Annotated in this window: 19 protein-coding genes; all 19 read left to right on the forward strand. The window is 48.8% G+C overall.

Annotation, left to right across the window (positions count from 1 at the left end; translation table 11 throughout):
- Positions 1–279 precede the first annotated feature (279 nt).
- On the forward strand, positions 280–930 hold the full coding sequence (trhA, locus tag MKX74_RS09265) for a PAQR family membrane homeostasis protein TrhA (protein WP_025681534.1): 651 nt from the start codon (positions 280–282) through the stop codon (positions 928–930).
- Between the two features lie 134 nt (positions 931–1,064).
- The gene (gene ylxM, locus MKX74_RS09270; protein ID WP_018883534.1) at positions 1,065–1,433 is read left to right on the forward strand and encodes a YlxM family DNA-binding protein; all 369 of its coding nucleotides are present in this window, start codon (positions 1,065–1,067) and stop codon (positions 1,431–1,433) included.
- 63 nt (positions 1,434–1,496) lie between these two features.
- Positions 1,497–2,876: a signal recognition particle protein gene (gene ffh, locus MKX74_RS09275; RefSeq protein WP_018883533.1), complete on the forward strand. Its 1,380-nt coding sequence runs from the start codon at positions 1,497–1,499 to the stop codon at positions 2,874–2,876.
- Between the two features lie 95 nt (positions 2,877–2,971).
- Positions 2,972–3,244: a 30S ribosomal protein S16 gene (gene rpsP, locus MKX74_RS09280; RefSeq protein ID WP_018883532.1), complete on the forward strand. Its 273-nt coding sequence runs from the start codon at positions 2,972–2,974 to the stop codon at positions 3,242–3,244.
- Between the two features lie 22 nt (positions 3,245–3,266).
- Positions 3,267–3,497: a KH domain-containing protein gene (locus MKX74_RS09285; protein ID WP_018883531.1), complete on the forward strand. Its 231-nt coding sequence runs from the start codon at positions 3,267–3,269 to the stop codon at positions 3,495–3,497.
- Between the two features lie 101 nt (positions 3,498–3,598).
- Entirely contained in the window at positions 3,599–4,111 is a 513-nt protein-coding gene (gene rimM / locus MKX74_RS09290) for a ribosome maturation factor RimM (RefSeq protein ID WP_341178171.1), read from the forward strand.
- Position 4,112: 1 nt separating this feature from the next.
- The gene (trmD, locus tag MKX74_RS09295) at positions 4,113–4,886 is read left to right on the forward strand and encodes a tRNA (guanosine(37)-N1)-methyltransferase TrmD (protein ID WP_341178172.1); all 774 of its coding nucleotides are present in this window, start codon (positions 4,113–4,115) and stop codon (positions 4,884–4,886) included.
- A gap of 281 nt (positions 4,887–5,167) precedes the next feature.
- A complete protein-coding gene (locus MKX74_RS09300; protein ID WP_341178173.1) occupies positions 5,168–5,629 on the forward strand; it encodes an ASCH domain-containing protein in 462 nt (153 codons plus the stop codon).
- 299 nt (positions 5,630–5,928) lie between these two features.
- Positions 5,929–6,270: a 50S ribosomal protein L19 gene (gene rplS, locus MKX74_RS09305; RefSeq protein ID WP_018883527.1), complete on the forward strand. Its 342-nt coding sequence runs from the start codon at positions 5,929–5,931 to the stop codon at positions 6,268–6,270.
- Between the two features lie 152 nt (positions 6,271–6,422).
- A complete protein-coding gene (lepB, locus tag MKX74_RS09310) occupies positions 6,423–7,055 on the forward strand; it encodes a signal peptidase I (protein ID WP_018883526.1) in 633 nt (210 codons plus the stop codon).
- 52 nt (positions 7,056–7,107) lie between these two features.
- The gene (gene ylqF / locus MKX74_RS09315; RefSeq protein WP_341178174.1) at positions 7,108–7,968 is read left to right on the forward strand and encodes a ribosome biogenesis GTPase YlqF; all 861 of its coding nucleotides are present in this window, start codon (positions 7,108–7,110) and stop codon (positions 7,966–7,968) included.
- A 519-nt stretch (positions 7,969–8,487) separates the two neighbouring features.
- On the forward strand, positions 8,488–9,114 hold the full coding sequence (locus tag MKX74_RS09320; RefSeq protein WP_341178175.1) for a ribonuclease HII: 627 nt from the start codon (positions 8,488–8,490) through the stop codon (positions 9,112–9,114).
- 341 nt (positions 9,115–9,455) lie between these two features.
- On the forward strand, positions 9,456–11,504 hold the full coding sequence (locus tag MKX74_RS09325) for a DNA ligase (RefSeq protein WP_341178176.1): 2,049 nt from the start codon (positions 9,456–9,458) through the stop codon (positions 11,502–11,504).
- The gene (locus MKX74_RS09330) at positions 11,501–11,803 is read left to right on the forward strand and encodes an EscU/YscU/HrcU family type III secretion system export apparatus switch protein (RefSeq protein WP_341178177.1); all 303 of its coding nucleotides are present in this window, start codon (positions 11,501–11,503) and stop codon (positions 11,801–11,803) included. Before MKX74_RS09325 ends, MKX74_RS09330 begins: the two co-directional genes overlap by 4 nt.
- On the forward strand, positions 11,796–12,203 hold the full coding sequence (locus tag MKX74_RS09335; protein ID WP_341178178.1) for a YraN family protein: 408 nt from the start codon (positions 11,796–11,798) through the stop codon (positions 12,201–12,203). The genes MKX74_RS09330 and MKX74_RS09335 overlap by 8 nt, the downstream gene beginning before the upstream one ends.
- Before the next feature lie 431 nt (positions 12,204–12,634).
- Complete coding sequence (locus tag MKX74_RS09340) at positions 12,635–13,210, forward strand: nitroreductase family protein (protein WP_341178179.1); 576 nt, start codon at positions 12,635–12,637, stop codon at positions 13,208–13,210.
- Between the two features lie 251 nt (positions 13,211–13,461).
- Positions 13,462–15,222 carry a YifB family Mg chelatase-like AAA ATPase gene (locus MKX74_RS09345; RefSeq protein ID WP_341178180.1) on the forward strand — a complete coding sequence of 587 codons (1,761 nt, stop codon included), beginning with the start codon at positions 13,462–13,464 and terminating at the stop codon, positions 15,220–15,222.
- 682 nt (positions 15,223–15,904) lie between these two features.
- Positions 15,905–16,144 carry a DUF262 domain-containing protein gene (locus tag MKX74_RS09350; RefSeq protein ID WP_341178181.1) on the forward strand — a complete coding sequence of 80 codons (240 nt, stop codon included), beginning with the start codon at positions 15,905–15,907 and terminating at the stop codon, positions 16,142–16,144.
- Positions 16,104–16,685 (forward strand): hypothetical protein, encoded by a 582-nt coding sequence (locus MKX74_RS09355; RefSeq protein WP_341178182.1) that lies wholly within the window; start codon positions 16,104–16,106, stop codon positions 16,683–16,685. The genes MKX74_RS09350 and MKX74_RS09355 overlap by 41 nt, the downstream gene beginning before the upstream one ends.
- Positions 16,686–17,443 lie beyond the last annotated feature (758 nt).

Below are 17,443 nucleotides of genomic sequence, written 5' to 3' on the forward strand. Positions count from 1 at the left end.
GCGTAGAAGGATACTGCCTTGTAGCTTGAGGTGAACCATGACACCTATTGGATGTAGATAACGTCAACATAGGTTGTACTTGTGTATGCTGTAGTTAGCTGATGTATTGTTATATTGGACCTGTGTGTAGCACAGGTCCTTTTTTGTAAGCTAGGGCAGGATGGGGCCGAGGTGCGCCGTGTGCCCGTAACATAGTATAATGATGGAAGCCACTGTGAAGGACATCTCGAAAATACCCTGGTTAAATACCTGATCGACAAGAATAATGGGAGGTTTCGTATGGTTAATACTTACACTTACAACCGACGGGAAGAACTGGCTAATGCAATTACACACGGGATTGGCGCGGCTCTGAGCGTAGCGGCTCTTGTGCTTCTGATTGTCTTTGCCAGTACACAAGGTACAGCATGGCATGTCGTGAGCTTCACCATTTATGGTGTAACGATGCTGCTGCTGTATACGAATTCGATGCTTCTCCACAGCTTTAAAGAAGGAAAGGTTAAGGATTTGTTCGAATTTTTCGATCATTCCTGTATCTACCTGTTCATTGCTGGGACCTATACGCCATTCATGCTTACGGCACTGCGCGGCACACTGGGCTGGACGCTGTTCGGCATTGTTTGGGGAATTGCAGTTGCTGGTGTAATATTCAAGGTGTTTTTTACGAAGCGATTTTTGTTCATGTCTACAGCGTTCTACCTTGTGATGGGCTGGCTCATCGTCATTGCCTGGAATCCGCTAGTGGCCACTATACCGCATGGAGGAATCGTGCTACTGGTAGGCGGAGGGATCATGTATACGCTCGGGACGATCTTCTATGTGTGGAGGGCGTTTCCTTATCATCACGCGGTATGGCATTTGTTCGTATTAGGCGGTAGCATTTTGCACTTTTTTGCCGTGCTGCTCTACCTGACACCGCTCAAAATCTAGGCTCACGTCAAAGGAATTCAAGTCATTTCATTGTGACAAGGAGAAATGCTTGACAACGAGATTTCTTTTAGGTATGATAAGGAACGTTGAAAAGAAGTGTAAAGTGTTTTTCCTTGACGATGGGGGTGCCCAAAATGAGTCAGGAGAATCGACTCGAGAAGACAACCAGAATTAACCTGCTGTTTGACTTCTATGAACCTTTGCTGACAGACAAGCAGCAGATGTTCCTCAAATATTATTTTCATGATGATTTCTCCCTGGGAGAGATTGCAGCAGAATTCGAAATCAGCCGTCAGGCTGTATATGAACATATCAAGCGTGCCGAGCAGGTGCTCGACATGTATGAAGAGAAGCTTGGATTGCTAGCCAGACATGAACGGCGATCGGAAGAGCTTGAACGTCTGCAGGGTCATCTGGCGAAGCTCATGTCGCAGACGGATATGCCGCATGAGGCGACATTGCAGCAGATGAATGACATCGTGAGTCGCTTGCAGGAAATGTAACCTGCTTGTTGCGATGAGGCTCACTGGTGAGTAGTCACAACATGGAAGAGGAGGTGTGACTGTATGGCATTTGAAGGATTGTCCACCCGACTTCAGAGTGTGTTCAGCAAGCTGCGGGGCAAGGGTAAGGTATCTGAGGATGATGTAGCTCAAGCCATGCGTGAGGTACGACTGGCTCTGCTTGAGGCGGACGTTAACTTCAAGGTAGTGAAGGACTTCATTGCGAAGGTCAAGGAAAAGGCTGTCGGTAAGGAAGTTATGGACAGCTTCACACCTGGTATGGTCATTATCGACATCGTTAACAAGGAACTGACCGAACTGATGGGCGGAAGTCAGGCAAAGCTCGCTAAAGCGAACAAGCCGCCTACAGTGATTATGATGGTAGGTCTGCAGGGTGCCGGTAAGACGACCACCACAGGGAAGTTGGCCAAGCTGCTGCAGAAGCAGAATCATCGCCCCCTGCTGATCGCTGGCGATATTTACCGCCCAGCGGCTATCAAGCAGCTTCAGATCCTTGGAGAGCAGATCAAGGCGCCGGTATTCTCGTTAGGAGATCAGACCAGCCCCGTTGAGATTGCCAGACAAGGTATGCAGCATGCGAAGGAGAACGGGCATGATTATGTCATCGTCGATACCGCAGGTCGTCTGCATATCGATGAGGAACTGATGGAGGAGCTTAAGCAAATCCATAGTGTAGTTCAGCCTGATGAGGTTCTGCTCGTCGTAGACGCCATGACAGGACAGGATGCTGTTAACGTGGCGGAGCATTTCAACACGCAGCTCGAGCTTACTGGAGTAGTCCTGACCAAGCTCGACGGTGACACACGTGGTGGTGCGGCTCTCTCGGTCAAAGCTGTAACAGGCTGTCCGATCAAATTCGCCTCCATGGGTGAGAAGCTGGATGCCTTGGAGCCCTTCCATCCTGAACGGATGGCTTCACGGATTCTCGGCATGGGCGACATGCTCTCTCTCATTGAGAAAGCCCAGTCTAATATAGACGCCGACAAAGCAAAAGAGATGGAGCGCAAAATGCGCAACGCTGAATTCACGTTCGAGGATTTCCTCGAACAGATGGATCAGGTGAAGAAGCTAGGTCCTCTCGACCAGATTCTGGATATGATTCCCGGTATGGGCAACATGAAGCAGATGAAGGACATCAAGGTGGACGACAAGCAAATGGGACGCATCGAAGCCATTGTGCACTCTATGACGACTGAAGAGAAGCAGCAGCCTGATCTCATCAATCACAGCCGTCGCAAGCGGATTGCACTGGGAAGCGGAACGTCGCTGGCTGAGGTCAATCGACTCATTAAGCAGTTTGACGAGATGCGCCGAATGATGAAGCAATTCTCGGACATGATGGGACCGAAGGGTCCAAAGAACAAAAAGGCTTTAAAGCAGCTTAAGGGTCTGGGCAAGGGAATGCGTTTCCCGTTCAGATAATGATCAGAGGTTCATGATCGTCGTTTTGGCTTATGCCGAAGTGAGCGTGGAATGATATAGCAAGTCTATTCTATTTCTTGAAGGAGGTGAATTTCATGGCAGTTCGTATTCGTCTGAAACGTATGGGTGCGCATAAAGCGCCTTTCTATCGCGTGGTGGTATCTGATTCTCGTTCCCCTCGTGACGGTCGCTTTATCGAGGAAATCGGTTACTACAACCCGGTTGCACAACCGGCTGTTGTTAACATTGATGAAGAGAAAGCGCTGAAATGGCTGCAAAACGGTGCGCAAGCATCTGATACCGTTCGCAACCTGCTGAGCAAAGCTGGTGTAATGAAAAAACACCATGAGCTTAGACAGCAAAAATAGTTGCTGATTCGGAGGGTCATAAATGGAAGAATTAGTGATAATCATTGCTAAGGCTTTAGTAGATCATCCGGAAGATGTAACCGTGAAGAAGGTTGAAAAGGATCGGCTTGTCGTCTATGAGCTGGCTGTACATCCTGATGATGTCGGCAAGGTTATCGGCAAGCAGGGCCGGATCGCCAAAGCACTTCGTACTGTGGTTACATCAGCAGCAGTTAAGATGGATAAACGGGTTACCGTTGATATCATATCTTAAGATATAGGAAAGGGGGTTAGGATGAATGTCCTAGCCCCCTTTCGTACATGCTGAAGATGTTATGTCCGGTTAATAGAACGTGAAAGAGCAGGAGGGGCAAGATGCAACAGTTATTAAATGTCGGCAAGATCGTAAATACGCACGGCATTCGCGGTGAACTGAAGATATTGTCTTCCACGGATTTCCCCGAGGACCGTTTTGCAAAAGGAAGTGAGCTTCTTATCGTCTCTGAGCAGGGAGCTCCGATTCCTGTAACGGTGGAAACTTCACGTTTCCAAAAGAATATGGTCATTGTGAAATTCAAGGAATATGGAAATATCAATGATGTCGAGAAATATAAAGGCAGCATGCTGAAGATCACAGCGGATCGGCAGGGCGAGCTGGGGCAGGATGAGTTCTACTTTCATCAGATTGTAGGCTGTGAGGTATTCACAGAGGAAGGTGAGCTGCTCGGTACCATCAAGGAGATTCTAACGCCTGGAGCCAATGATGTATGGGTAGTGAAGCAGAAGAACGGGAAGGATCTGCTGCTGCCTTATATCGAGGAGGTTGTGCTGCAGGTGGATGTGTCTGAGAAGCGTGTAACAGTGCGGCTTATGGAAGGGCTATTGTAAGATGAGAGTGGATGTATTGACCCTTTTTCCGGAAATGTTCGAGGGAGTCTTCGGAACTAGCATTCTCGGCAAGGCAAGAGAGAAGGGAATCGTCTCACTGGAAGCAGTTAATTTCCGGGCCTACGCAACGAACAAGCATAATACCGTCGATGATACGCCCTATGGCGGTGGTGGAGGGATGGTGCTCAAGCCAGATCCGATATTCGCCGCCGTGGAGGACTTGCTGGCACGCAAGCAGGCGGATGAGCAGGAGAATTCGGGTGCTCAGGGAGGAAGACAGCCACGCATCATTCTGATGTGCCCGCAAGGGGATACGTTTACCCAGCAGAAGGCAGAGGAGCTGTCTCGGGAAGAGCATCTGATCTTTGTCTGTGGGCACTATGAAGGCTACGATGAGCGCATTCGGGAGCATCTGGTGACGGACGAGCTGTCTATTGGCGACTATGTGCTCACTGGCGGAGAACTGCCAGCCATGACGGTCATTGATAGTGTAGTAAGACTGCTGCCTGGAGTGCTGGGTAACGAGAGCAGTGCGATCACGGATTCTTTCAGCACAGGTCTGCTTGAATATCCACATTATACGCGTCCTCCTGAATTCCGTGGGTGGAAGGTGCCCGACATTCTACTCTCCGGCCATCACGCGAATATTGAGCAGTGGCGGCGACAGGAATCTTTGCGTCGAACGTGGGAGCGTCGGCCTGAGCTGCTAGAGCAGGCAGAGCTGACGGCCAAGGAGCGGGAGTGGCTGCGTAAGCTGGAGCAGGAAAACACCTAGTACCTTGATCCAATAAATTCAGGTTGATTACCTGGGAAGTATAGCCACTAGCGAAACGTGCGCAAACCCTAGTACAACGAGTGCAAGCCAACTGCCGTATCTGCTTATAACTTCGTTTGAAAGTGTAGTGGGTCTAACAGTGATCAGTAAGGCTCTCCGCTTGTATCGGCTTCATACTGCTCATAAGCTGATTATGGTGTTGGGTTCTACTTTGGTAAGCAACGATTAAGCTTTATCCGCAAAATGATCATCAGACTGGTGATTGCAAGATGAGGTATAGAATGAATACGAATACAATTGAATCATATTGGAACACCTATGCCAGCAAACATGGGCTTTCTCTCAGTGTCCCACCAGCATGGATGTTCGGAGATGGCTCCAAAGAAATGGGAGATGAGCTGGGAGGCTTGGTCGTTCAAGGCATCAAAACAGGGACATGCGCTGCACATTGTGTCCATGAGCTTGAAGGGGAGCCGATCCCGCAAGTGAATGATTACGCGATTATATTGGATGGAGACAATGAACCGCTAGCAATCATCCAATATACCAACATAGACTTGGTCAAAATGAAGGATGTCACAGCCGAGTTCGCAAGGTCTGAGGGCGAGGGAGATTTGAGCTATGATTACTGGTACCAAGAGCACGTCAAATTCTTCACGTGGGAATTAGGACTTCATGGCATAACGTTTACCCCGGATTTGTTACTCGTCTGTCAGACATTTCAGGTCGTAGATCATCGCTAGAGCTGACTGTCTTGACGGCTGTCGCAGGCATTTGTAATCGTGCAGGTAGATGTCTATAATTAAATACATGACTTGATGTAGATCACGCGGGAGTCAGTATAGGCTGGCTTCAAAGGAAAGGATACACCAGCAAAAATCAACAAATTATATAAGCCCCTCTAATTGTTGTTGCAATACGGTGCCCTCCATGATATGATACATCTGTTGTGTGTAATACGGTGGTCCGCTGTGGATGATGAAGGAAACGGATGAGTTTCTGGAAGATGCATGAACACCTGTACGGAAGGAGGGAGTCCTAGATGAATATCGTCCAAGCGATTACTCAAGAACAACTTCGCAAGGATATTCCGAGCTTTCGTCCTGGCGACACTTTGAAAGTGCACGTTAAGGTTATCGAGGGAACTCGTGAGCGTATCCAATTGTTCGAAGGTGTTGTGATCAAGCGCCGTGGTGGTGGAATTAGTGAGACTTTTACAGTTCGTAAAATTTCTTACGGTGTAGGTGTGGAAAGAACTTTCCCGCTTCATTCCCCAAAAATCGATAAAATCGATGTGGCTCGCCGTGGTAAAGTGCGTCGTGCGAAGCTTTATTATCTTCGTGAACTGCGCGGTAAAGCAGCGAGAATTAAAGAAATTCGTTAATATAACGAATAACGTGAGGGGCTTGATTACAAGCTCCTTTCGTTTTTTTCTGGAGAAGTTCGGAGAGACTGTACTGATTCATCAGGCGGTCTCGTAATCGAATCATGATACATAGAGTACAAGTAATCGACAAGAAGGGAGCAGTCTGAGCTATGGAGCAGCCACACGGGCAGGGTGCTGGCGAGCAGTCGGTACATCAAGGCGGGAATTCAGGCGAGAAGCAGAAGAATGAGATTCTGGAATGGGTTAAGGCCATTGCAATAGCGCTGATTGTTGTCTTTTTGATCCGTTGGTTCTTGTTCAAGCCATTCATTGTGGAAGGTCCATCGATGCAGCCTAATTTTCATACCGGAGAACGGGTTATTGTGAATGAAATTCTGTATAGCATCCGTGAACCCAAGCGTGGAGAGGTCATCGTATTCCATGTGCCTGAAGAGGGACGAGACTTCATTAAGCGCGTTATTGCTGTCGCTGGAGATACGGTCAAAGTAGAAGGGGATAAGGTTACGGTAAACGGAGAGCCTATTCCTGAGACATATATTCACGAGGCTGTTGAGGAAGCTCAAGCAGAGGGACGGGAGTATAATTCCCTGATGGATTTCCCGAATGGAATGGTAACTGACGATAAAGTCCCTGAGGGAACAATATTTGTCATGGGAGACAATCGCTCCAACAGCACAGACAGTCGCCGGATCGGTTACATCAAGCTGGATGAGATTGTAGGGCGAGCTGATGTTATTTTCTGGCCCATCAAAGATATGAAATGGATTAATCATAGTGAATAAGCGGTTGAATGGCTTCATGCCACTTAACGGCTTGTAGAATGAGGTGATGACGGTGACGATTCAATGGTTTCCTGGACATATGACCAAAGCGCGCCGCCAAATACAGGAGAAGCTGAAGCTGATTGATCTGGTTATCGAACTAATTGATGCAAGGCTCCCACTGTCCAGCCGTAATCCGATGATTGACGAGATTTTGCAGGGGAAGCCGCGGATGATTGTCATGAACAAGGCGGATTTGGCGGACCCGGCGGTCTCACAGGAATGGATCGCATATTTTAAAGAGCAGGGCCATGCAGCACTGCAGGTCGATGCGCAGACGGGAACAGGGATTAAGGATATACCTGTACAAGCCAAGCTTTTGCTGAAGGAGAAGATCGACAGACAGCTTGCGAAGGGGATTAATCCACGAGCAATTCGGGCTCTCATTGTAGGAATTCCGAATGTCGGAAAGTCCACACTTATTAACCGCATGGCTGGCAGGAATATTGCAGCGACGGGTGATCGTCCTGGCGTAACCAAGGCGCAGCAATGGATCAAAATTGGCGAGATTGAGCTGTTGGATACACCAGGTATCCTGTGGCCCAAGTTCGAGGATCAAAATGTCGGGTATCGTCTGGCTGTAACCGGCGCCATTAAGGAAGAGATTTTGAACGTTGAGGATGTAGCCTTTTTCGGGGTCAAATACTTGGTTCAATATTACTGGGATACGATGGCTGAGCGATACGGGTTAACGGAGAAACCGCAGGATATTGAGAACCCTAACGAGATTGTAGAGGTTATGGAAGCGGTAGGACGCAAGCGTGGTTGTATCGTTAGTGGTGGACACGTAGACTTGGAGAAGGCTTCGCTGGTAATTCTACGTGATTTGCGTGCAGGCAAGCTGGGACGCTTGACACTGGAGTCACCTTACTAGGTGATGTGAAGATCTAGTGTGCTACTCGCATCATGTTGGTCTAAGCTATAGGCAAGCGAGAGGAAGCACCTTTCGTGTCTCATTCAGAGATGCGGAAGGTTTTTTTGTATATGATCGAGCATGAAGGTTAATGCATTTATAAATGTCAGTTATCCACTGGAAGCCAGCCAGATATTCGCTTAGACAGAAATTGGTGGTAGAAGTTCTCTGTAATGTGGACTCATAAATATGTTAAGATGGGCTGTATCCATATGAATATCCTCATGAAAATAGCTTGGAAAATATAAGCCGCTGCAAGCGGAGAGCTCTGATGATGGCTGTTAAGCTTGCTGTTCTATTGCGCGAGGTGATGAGCAGATAGACAGCAAGCATGGGGCGGACCCTTCGTATCTCAAGGACTTCTCGATGTCCAATAACGACTGTGCTCTCCTGATCGTTACATAATCAGTTCGGTCAGGGACTAGTATGGTAGGGCCATGGCTATTATGAAGTCGAAATATATGTAAAGCGGGTGCTGTAATGAGTGAAATGTTGCGTTATGAACGTGAATGCTGGAAGGGAGGCTACCAATTCATAGCCGGAATTGATGAGGTAGGCCGTGGCTGCTTGTTCGGCGATGTAGTAGCTGCCGCCGTTATTTTACCTCCTGGGCTGGAGCTGGAGGGTGTAACGGATTCCAAAAAGCTGAGCGACAAGAAGCGGGACATGTACTATGAGCAGATTATGGACAAAGCACTAGCGGTCGGGATCGGCTTCGTGAGTGCCCAGGTGATTGACGAGATCAACATCAAGCAAGCAGCTCGTCTGGCCATGAAGCAGGCGGTGGAAGGCTTGCAGCTAGCTCCCGATTATCTGCTGGTCGATGCCGAAAAGGTAGCGATTGATATCCCGCAATTATCCATTATTAAAGGGGATGCAAACAGTCAATCCATAGCTGCCGCATCCATTATCGCAAAGGTCACTCGTGACCGCCTCTGCCAGACGGAATGGGAGGCCAAGTATCCAGAATACGGTATTGCCATACATAAGGGGTATGCAACCAAATTGCATAGAGAGCAGATTGTGGCCTTGGGGCCAACGCCGATGCATCGAAGAAGCTTCCTTGGCAGTCTGCTGACCGAGCAGCCTACACTGTTTGATTTGTAATTTGATCTGATATTGAACCTTAATATGTTACTTAATGTACGTCATCATAATGGTACTTAATGTACGTCATCACGTATGTACGGAAGAACATCTTGTCTGCTACCTATATCCAGCTGTAAGCGATGGCTTTCTGTATTCAGAAGTGGCGCGTTCCGGTAAGCGGACTCATAACTTATCTTGAAATGACCGATATATACAAGAAAAGAAACGAATGAACAGATATACAAGAAGACAACATGAGGACAGGCCCACCGTGTGGTAGCAATTCGTACAACGTGCTCTAGCACATGCTGCAGTATGCATATAGATGATATTAATCCTGATATGTAAGGAGGTTCGCCATGAACATCGGATCGGTTATCCGCGGGTTGATGGGAGATGCCAAAGCCGGAGACAGTAAAAAGCTGGAGCTGCAGACGGGGCAGGTCGTGCGGGGCACGGTCATGCAGGTATCCGATGACGGCAACGAAGCGGTTATTCAAATCCAAGGTGCACAGGTACGGGCCAAGCTGGAGACACCGCTACAGGCAGGTCAGACGACCTTGCTACAGGTGCAGCCTCCCGGCGAGAACGGGATGGCGGTGCTCAAGCCTTTGTCCCAATCCCCGTATCTACCATTGCCGTCGGTGTCGCTGTCAGAGGTGCTGAAATCGGTTGGCTTACCAGACACTGCGGACAATCGTGAGCTTATTCAATTGATGCAGCGTAACGGCATTCCTCTGACGCAGGATAACGCCAAGAGCTTGCGTGAGGTTGCCAATCAGCTACTTCCAGGCGGAGCCAAGCTGGATACGCTCGTCCAGTCGGCGGCGGTAGCTCTTCAGCGTGGACTTCCCATGACTCCACAAAGCATTGCCGGTCTTCAGCAGGCGATCTTCGGACCTTCACTTGATCAACTGCTGACTTCTCTGGAGAAGCTGGTGGATCAAGCATTGCGGCAGGGAAGCAACAACACGAGTACGGCAAATGGATCACCAACATCAGGTGGAGCAGGTAATGCTGCGACTACGATCAATGCTGGTACGTCTGCAAGTGCAGGAGCGGCTACTGGCAGTGTATCCCCTCAAGGAACAGGTACAGCAGCTGGAGCCCCTGCTCCTACTGGTATGGGAGCAGGGAATACAGGTCAAGGACAGCCGTTAGCTTCTTCAGGAGCCCCTACAACCGTTCAGGCTGGATCACAGCAGGGAACGGGTGGTACAGCAGGAGCAACAGGGAATACAACCGGCGGAGCAAGCCCGGCAGTTAATGGATCACAGTCAGGAGCAACGGGCACGACTGTAACGACAGCTGGTGGAGCTACTGGTCTGACTGGAGCAACGGGCAATACGGCAGCAGGGTCCCCAATGACAGGCGTTATTGCTGCTAACGCATCTGGTGCAGCAGCTCTGACCCAGCAGGCTGCTGGCGAGAGTACATCGAATCAAGGGCCTGCTGCAGCGGGACGCGCAGAGGCCAGCGTTGGGAACGGGAAGGCTGCGGCGACAGGAACGCCGCAGTCCGGTGCGCAGCTTCAGCAGCTCCGTACGGTGCTGCAGGAGCTGCGAGGACTGGTGCCTACTCCATTGGCACCAGCACAAGCATCCGCGCCGGAGCATAGCCAAGGCGCGGCAACCGGGCGGGCTGGCGATACGCCACAGCCCGGAGAAGTCTCCGCTAGGCCTGCCGCGGAGACCGCAGTGCAGCCGCCCGCCACCCGCGAAGCGGAGCCGTGGGTAGGGCGGCTGCTGAAGCTGCTCGGTGCAGAGCACGAGCAGCAGGTGCTTCGCCCCGCGAATGGTAGCGGGGCGGGAAGAGAGCTGCCTGGCCTGGCACAGGCAGCGAATGGGCAGCAGGCGGATGCTGCTGCCACAGTCAAGGGAATGCTGCTGCAGCTGATGAGCAGCAGCGACGATGTGCCGCCTGCGCTGCGGGAGGCGGCACAGCAGGTGGTCCAGCACCTTACAGGTCAACAGCTACTGCTGAATACGGATCGCACAGCTCCATTTGCACAGGTGCATCTGTTCATACCTTTCATAGGCCCAGATGGACAGGAGACGGCCTCGGTACAGATTCAGTCTCGGCGTGGCAAGAAAGGCGAGCTGGACCCGGCGAATTGCCGCCTATGGTTCGATCTGGATATGCATGCTCTTGGACCGACGCTGCTGGATGTGCAGGTAGTGGATCGTATCGTTAGTGTCAAAGTGCACAATGATAGCGAATGGGCCGGGGCATTACTGGAAAGCGGTAGAGATAGCGTCACAGAAGGGCTGGCAGGCATCGGCTATCAGCTGTTGTCCTTACGAGCCGAGCCGATGCCAGTACGAGCTGAGCAGGAGTTGGATGCACCAGTGCGGGTGGCGGAGGAATATGCTCCGCAGACGTACAAAGGGGTGGATGTGAAAATATGAGTGATTCGTCAGAGCAAACATCCCTGGCAAGGAAAAAAGCCGTCGCTCTCAAATATGCACCAGGGGAGCATGATGCTCCTGTCGTCGTGGCAAAAGGAAGCGGTCGTCTAGCGGAGACGATTCTGGAGAAGGCCCGAGAGAACGGTGTTCCTGTGCAGGAGGACCCCGCCCTTGTAGAAGTGCTATCGAAGCTGGATCTGGATGAGCAGATTCCTACAGAGCTGTATCATCTTGTAGCAGAGGTACTGACTTATATTTACCGGATGGATAAGCAGGCCGGAGGCAGTTCCTATGAATAGCTTTGAGTGGGATGGACAAAGGATTTCTGCTCCCAAAGCTAGAGCCACAAGACGTGACAAAGGAAGTTTGGGTGAGTTGACGGCGGTCGATTTTTTACAGGAACAGGGCTATCTCTTGCGTGAGCGCAACTGGCGCTGTAGAAGCGGTGAGATCGACATCATCGTAGAGGATGAGGGCTCACTTGTATTTGTGGAGGTGCGTAGTCGATCAGGATCAGCCTATGGTACTGCTACTGAGTCTGTAAATGCACGCAAGCAAGCACAGGTTCGCCATGTGGCCGCAATCTACATGCATATGAAGGGTGTTCAGGATTGGCCTGTACGGTTTGATGTCGTTGCTGTACAGTTATTACCAGACGGGAAAGCCCAGGTGACCGAACATATATGTTCGGCGTTCTAATGTTATAAGTGATTGCAGTCCATAGACAAAGGGTTCTGTAATCATGAATTTTATCAATTATTATGAGCCGTGAAGCACACAGGCTGTCTGTCCTTAGTTAGATCAGGATAGTCAGTCTTTTTTATTCCCTTGTCTTGAAACTGACTAGTTGCCTTATCAAATAAAGCTTGTTTGACAAGAGGAATGGGAGAAGCTATAGTTTAATTATTGAGAAGTGTTCTCATTTGAATCTAAATTCAAATTTAAATTCAAGTTTATAAGCGAATAGTTGATGATGTCAGATAATAATGACAGGACATTCTGTCTGAATAGTCTGTATTTGGAATACGATAGCCTGTCAAGCAGGATTGGGAGCTACATAACTCGATATTCTTTAGGCTACTGCTATAAGTAGCCAAATCGTATGAATAGATACTTGAGGAGGAAGTCATATGAGCACAAATTCAGAATCAAATACAGAAGTGAAATTCCCGGAGCAGGTGCTGGATGTCATTCGTGACCGGAGAACAGTTAAAAGGTTCAAACCAGATCCAATTCCGACGGAGACCATTACAGAGCTGCTGGATGTCGCGGTATGGGCGCCGAATCATAAGCTTCGTGAGCCATGGCGTTTCTTGCTCTTTACGGGAGATGGCCGTCAGCGCTTGGTCGATGCCATCTCTGCAGAGATTGGGGAGGAGAATAATCGCTTTGCAGAGGGGATTTTGCATAATCCATTCCAGCTTGTAGTCGTGATGAAGGAAGATCCGCGGCAGTTGGTGTGGGATGAGGACTATGCGGCTGTAAGCGCGCTTGTTCAGAATTTTATGCTTGCTGGCTGGAGCAAGGGAATTGGAACCTTCTGGGTAACGAAGCCGTTCCTCTATGGTCCTAAATTCCGTGAGCAATTGGATATTTTGCCTGGTGAAAAAGTAGTGGCAATGATCTACGGTGGATATCCTGATGTGATTCCGAAAGCACAGCCACGTACAGCTGCAGTAGAGAAGCTTACCCTATTCGATCGGTAGACTCTTAACTTAACTATTTAGACTATGGGCTCAGCCTCATAAGCTTTGCATGAATTAGGCAGCACAAGCGTAGTCAAAACCCTTTATTCGCCATCCAGCGAGTATCTCTTCAAATACATCATGATCGGCACATCATTTTTTAACTTTATAGCTACAGTTCGTGAAGCTAGTGAAATAGTGGAAGCACCCTTTTCATGTATAAGCAGGCGTTAAAGTCATGCTCAAATATAGATGAATGGGGTGTTTTTGTGATGTATGGAAAATTGGACAGTGCTTGTCTGTATGGCATTGATGGTGTGCTCATTGAGGTTGAGACGGATCTGGCCAATGGCCTGCCACAGACAGCTATCATTGGTCTTCCGGATTCGGCTATCCGGGAAGCTGTCGAACGTGTACGAGCAGCCATCAAAAATTGTGGGTTCACCTATCCTGCTCAGCGGGTGACGATTAATTTAGCCCCGGCAGATTTGCGAAAGGAGGGAACCGCCTTCGATCTGGCTATTGCTATTGGTCTATTGGCTACTAGTGGACAGGTCGTACTGCCTATGCTGGAGCGGACACTGTTCATTGGTGAGCTGGCTTTGGATGGGAGTATACGTCCTGTCAACGGGGTACTCTCCATGGTGGATGCAGCGAAAAGAGAGGGCTGCAGCAGCGTACTCCTGCCGAAGGAGAACTGGGAGGAAGCCTGCCTCATTAGCGGTATCAACGTATACCCTTTGAATCATTTGCGCGATCTAATCCATGTAGCGAATGATCAGGATGAAGGCGGTTATTCATATGAAGCAGGACATACCGTGAGTAGTGCAGATCACAATAAGGAGGCCGTTGATAGGGAGACTGTTGCCGAAGAAGCTGACAAGGCTACTCACCAAGTGATTGACAGTGAAAGTGTGATAGCGGAGCTTCGCGGGTTAAAGGGAGCCAAGGCGCCTATACGAATTTCGACGTATGCGCCGTTACAATCACTTTCCTTCCCTGCAGGACGAGGACAATCAGAGTCTGGGCATCCATTGAGAGCGACAACACCCAATGTTGTCGAGGATTATGCAGATGTGCTTGGTCAACAGCAGGCTAAGCGAGCGCTAGTGATTGCTGCGGCGGGCATGCATAATCTGCTGTTCATTGGCCCGCCAGGAACCGGCAAAACCATGCTGGTCAAGCGTCTGCCCACCATCATGCCAGCTTTAACAGAGTCAGAGGCTTTGGAGGTCACGAAGATTTTAAGTGCGGCCGGCAAATTGAAGGAAGCACCTACGGGGCTTATACGTCAGCGTCCTTTCCGTTCCCCGCATCATACGATTTCTTCAGCTGGTCTGATCGGAGGAGGTAGCATTCCTCGTCCCGGTGAGGTGAGTCTTGCACACAGGGGCGTATTATTTCTGGACGAGCTGCCTGAATTCAACCGTCAGGTGCTGGAGGTGCTCCGGCAGCCGCTGGAAGATCGCCACGTGACAATTAGCCGCTCTCGAGCTGTATTCACCTTTCCCGCTCAATTTATGCTGGTCGCTTCGATGAATCCGTGTCAATGTGGCCGACTGTTAAGTGGAGAATCTCATGGTGAGGTCTGTAGCTGTAGTCCAGCCAGAATCGCGCAGTATCGCTCACGCATCTCCGGACCTCTACTGGATCGGATTGATGTGCAGGTAGAGGTGCCACGCCCGAAGGAATGGCGTAAGGAAACGGAGAATCTCTCGTCCCACGATATGCGACAGCAGGTATTGCAGGCTCAGGCTGTACAGGCTCAAAGGTATGCCAAGCTGCCAATTGCCTGGAATAGTGAGCTATCTGGAAGGCTGCTACGCAAGTATACGGAGCTGAACCGCGAGGCAGAGCAATTGCTGGAGCATACGGTGGAAGCGATTGGACTGAGCATGCGTTCCTATGACCGCATCTTGAAGATGGCCCGGACGATAGCGGACCTGGCTGGAGAAGAGTATATTGAAGGAGCTCATGTTGCGGAGGCGATCCAGTACAGGAATCTGGATGTGAAGCAGGTGTATACGAGCTGATAGAAATTATTGACTGGTTTTTGATGTGGGATGGGGCGTTTTGAATCCTACACAGCTTAAAACCTTAATGAGATAGTATCGGAACGGTTTCAGTATGATACGGAAGGGCCACGAGTAGCTTGGGAAAGGGCCAATCATTCTTTGTCTGGACCAATCAGGTAGTATGAAGAATCAAGATGTGCTCTCTAAAGGATTTGCTTTAGCGCTTATGAGTATTGCTCGGAAGTAAAGAAGGGAATTTGCTTGGATTCCGTTTTCTACACAAGCTAAAGAACCTACAATCTATGAGCGCGGAAAAAGTAGTGTCCAGGATATGATTCGACTCGCTACAGTATTTTTGAGTGGAGGAACAAGCTTCACGGCCCCGTTGACGAAATCTGCTGAGGTGATTAAACAGAGCCGATTCCAGCAAGCGGACACTATCTTTGTTACAGATGGTGAAGCTCATGTGAATGATGAATACATTCGCTACTGGAATCAGTTGAAAAAGGAGAAGGGATGGATTTTCAGTCCTTTCTCTATTACTCGGTACGGAGTCAATCCAGGGAGTACAGGGGTTTTCAGACCGAGTTGTTAAAGCTTCTTCTTTTGAAGATGAATCTGTATATGAAGCTTTTGAAATTTGATGAGAAACAGGACAGATTTATGCTGTCCTGTTTCTTTATTTTGAGGAGGACTATTCATGAAAAGATCCAGTATTCAGCGTACAATAAAAAGCCTTTTGAACATGCGGGAGCGTATTCGCTTTGATCTCCCGTTTCAGCGCAACAGCGTGTGGAAGAATGATCGCCGTTCCTATCTCGTGGATTCAGTTATTCGAGACCGTTATATCCCCAACATTCTCGTTTGGGATAACGGCGATGGTTACATCTGGGTTATTGATGGAAGGCAGCGTTGGGAGTCTGTTTTCTTTTTTTGCTGATAGCAATTATAAGCTGAGCAAGGGAACTGCCGATTTCAATAGTGAAGCCATTGCTGGCAAGCGATACAATGAATTGTCTTCTGAAGCACAATTTGAATTCCTTACCTACAACTTCACGGTTACGGAATTTCGTGAGTGTAGCTTTGAAGAAGTGGAGGAGATGTTCTACAGGGTGAATCAATCCGTTCCGTTGACTTCTACGGAGAAAACGCGAGTCAAAGTAAGTCCTGCTGTTCGTGAGTCAGTGCAGGAGCTAGGGCAGCATTTGTTCTTTGAAAAGATCGCCTTTACCAAGGCAGATCGCAATCGGTATGTGGATGAGCAACTGATCTGGCAGTTCATTGCTTCAGCTTCCAAACAAGACATTGATTTTGGGGGAGCGAGTTTGAATCAGTTCATATCAAACTTGGATGAGGTCCCAACTCCAGTAACAGAGCTAATTGAACACAAGATTGACTTTATGGACGCTGCATTCCGCAATTGGGACCATGCCCAACGTAAGGTGCTAAAAAGGTTCATGTTGGTAGCTTATTTCAAGTAGTGGATTTTGTACTTGAACATTCATGGTCTGAAGATCAGTTTGGATCATGGGCAGAATCGTTCCTAATTGACCGATATTCCGTCGATAGCCAATATGGTCAGCTCTGCCAAAAAGGAGCAACTAGCAAAGGATTTGTTGCTAAGCGCTTGGGTCTGATGTCGAAGGATATGGAGCAGTTTCCTTTACAGATGGAATTGCCCAATCCATGATTTGTGGGAAGGTTAATGGCAGAGTGGAGAGTCGTTGCACGGTGAGGTGTACGACTCTTTTTTTGTCTCCAAAGCAGGAGTGCAGATGGAAGAAGGATAATAACATAAAAAATGAGGTAACGGAGAATTTTCTAAATGGTCTGCAGTACTATGCTTGAAAGGGGAGCTTCCAGCGACCAATTTTTATAGCACAGATCAGACTTTATCGTTCTCATTCTAATTTTAAAAGCTTTTAATATGAACGATAACCAGCAATATCCTTTACCTTTCGCTTAATATTTTGCTATATCGTCACTGCATCTTTCGAATTATCAATTTACAAGACACTATATATTGGGTTGAATTAAGTGATCGATACTGAATCTAGTGTATGTGGAAACGTCCTGGACGGTGTTATGTTTTGGATGGACTTGCCGAAGGCGTAAGCAACCATAAGGAGGAAATTGACAATGAAAAGCGAAAAGCGAAATATTCTTACAATCGTATTGTTTGTAGTATATATACTGGTTTTGACAGGGATTATTCTTTTCAAACTACCATTTTATTCTG

It is taken from the genome of Paenibacillus sp. FSL K6-1230 (assembly GCF_038002385.1).
Classification (GTDB): domain Bacteria; phylum Bacillota; class Bacilli; order Paenibacillales; family Paenibacillaceae; genus Paenibacillus; species Paenibacillus massiliensis.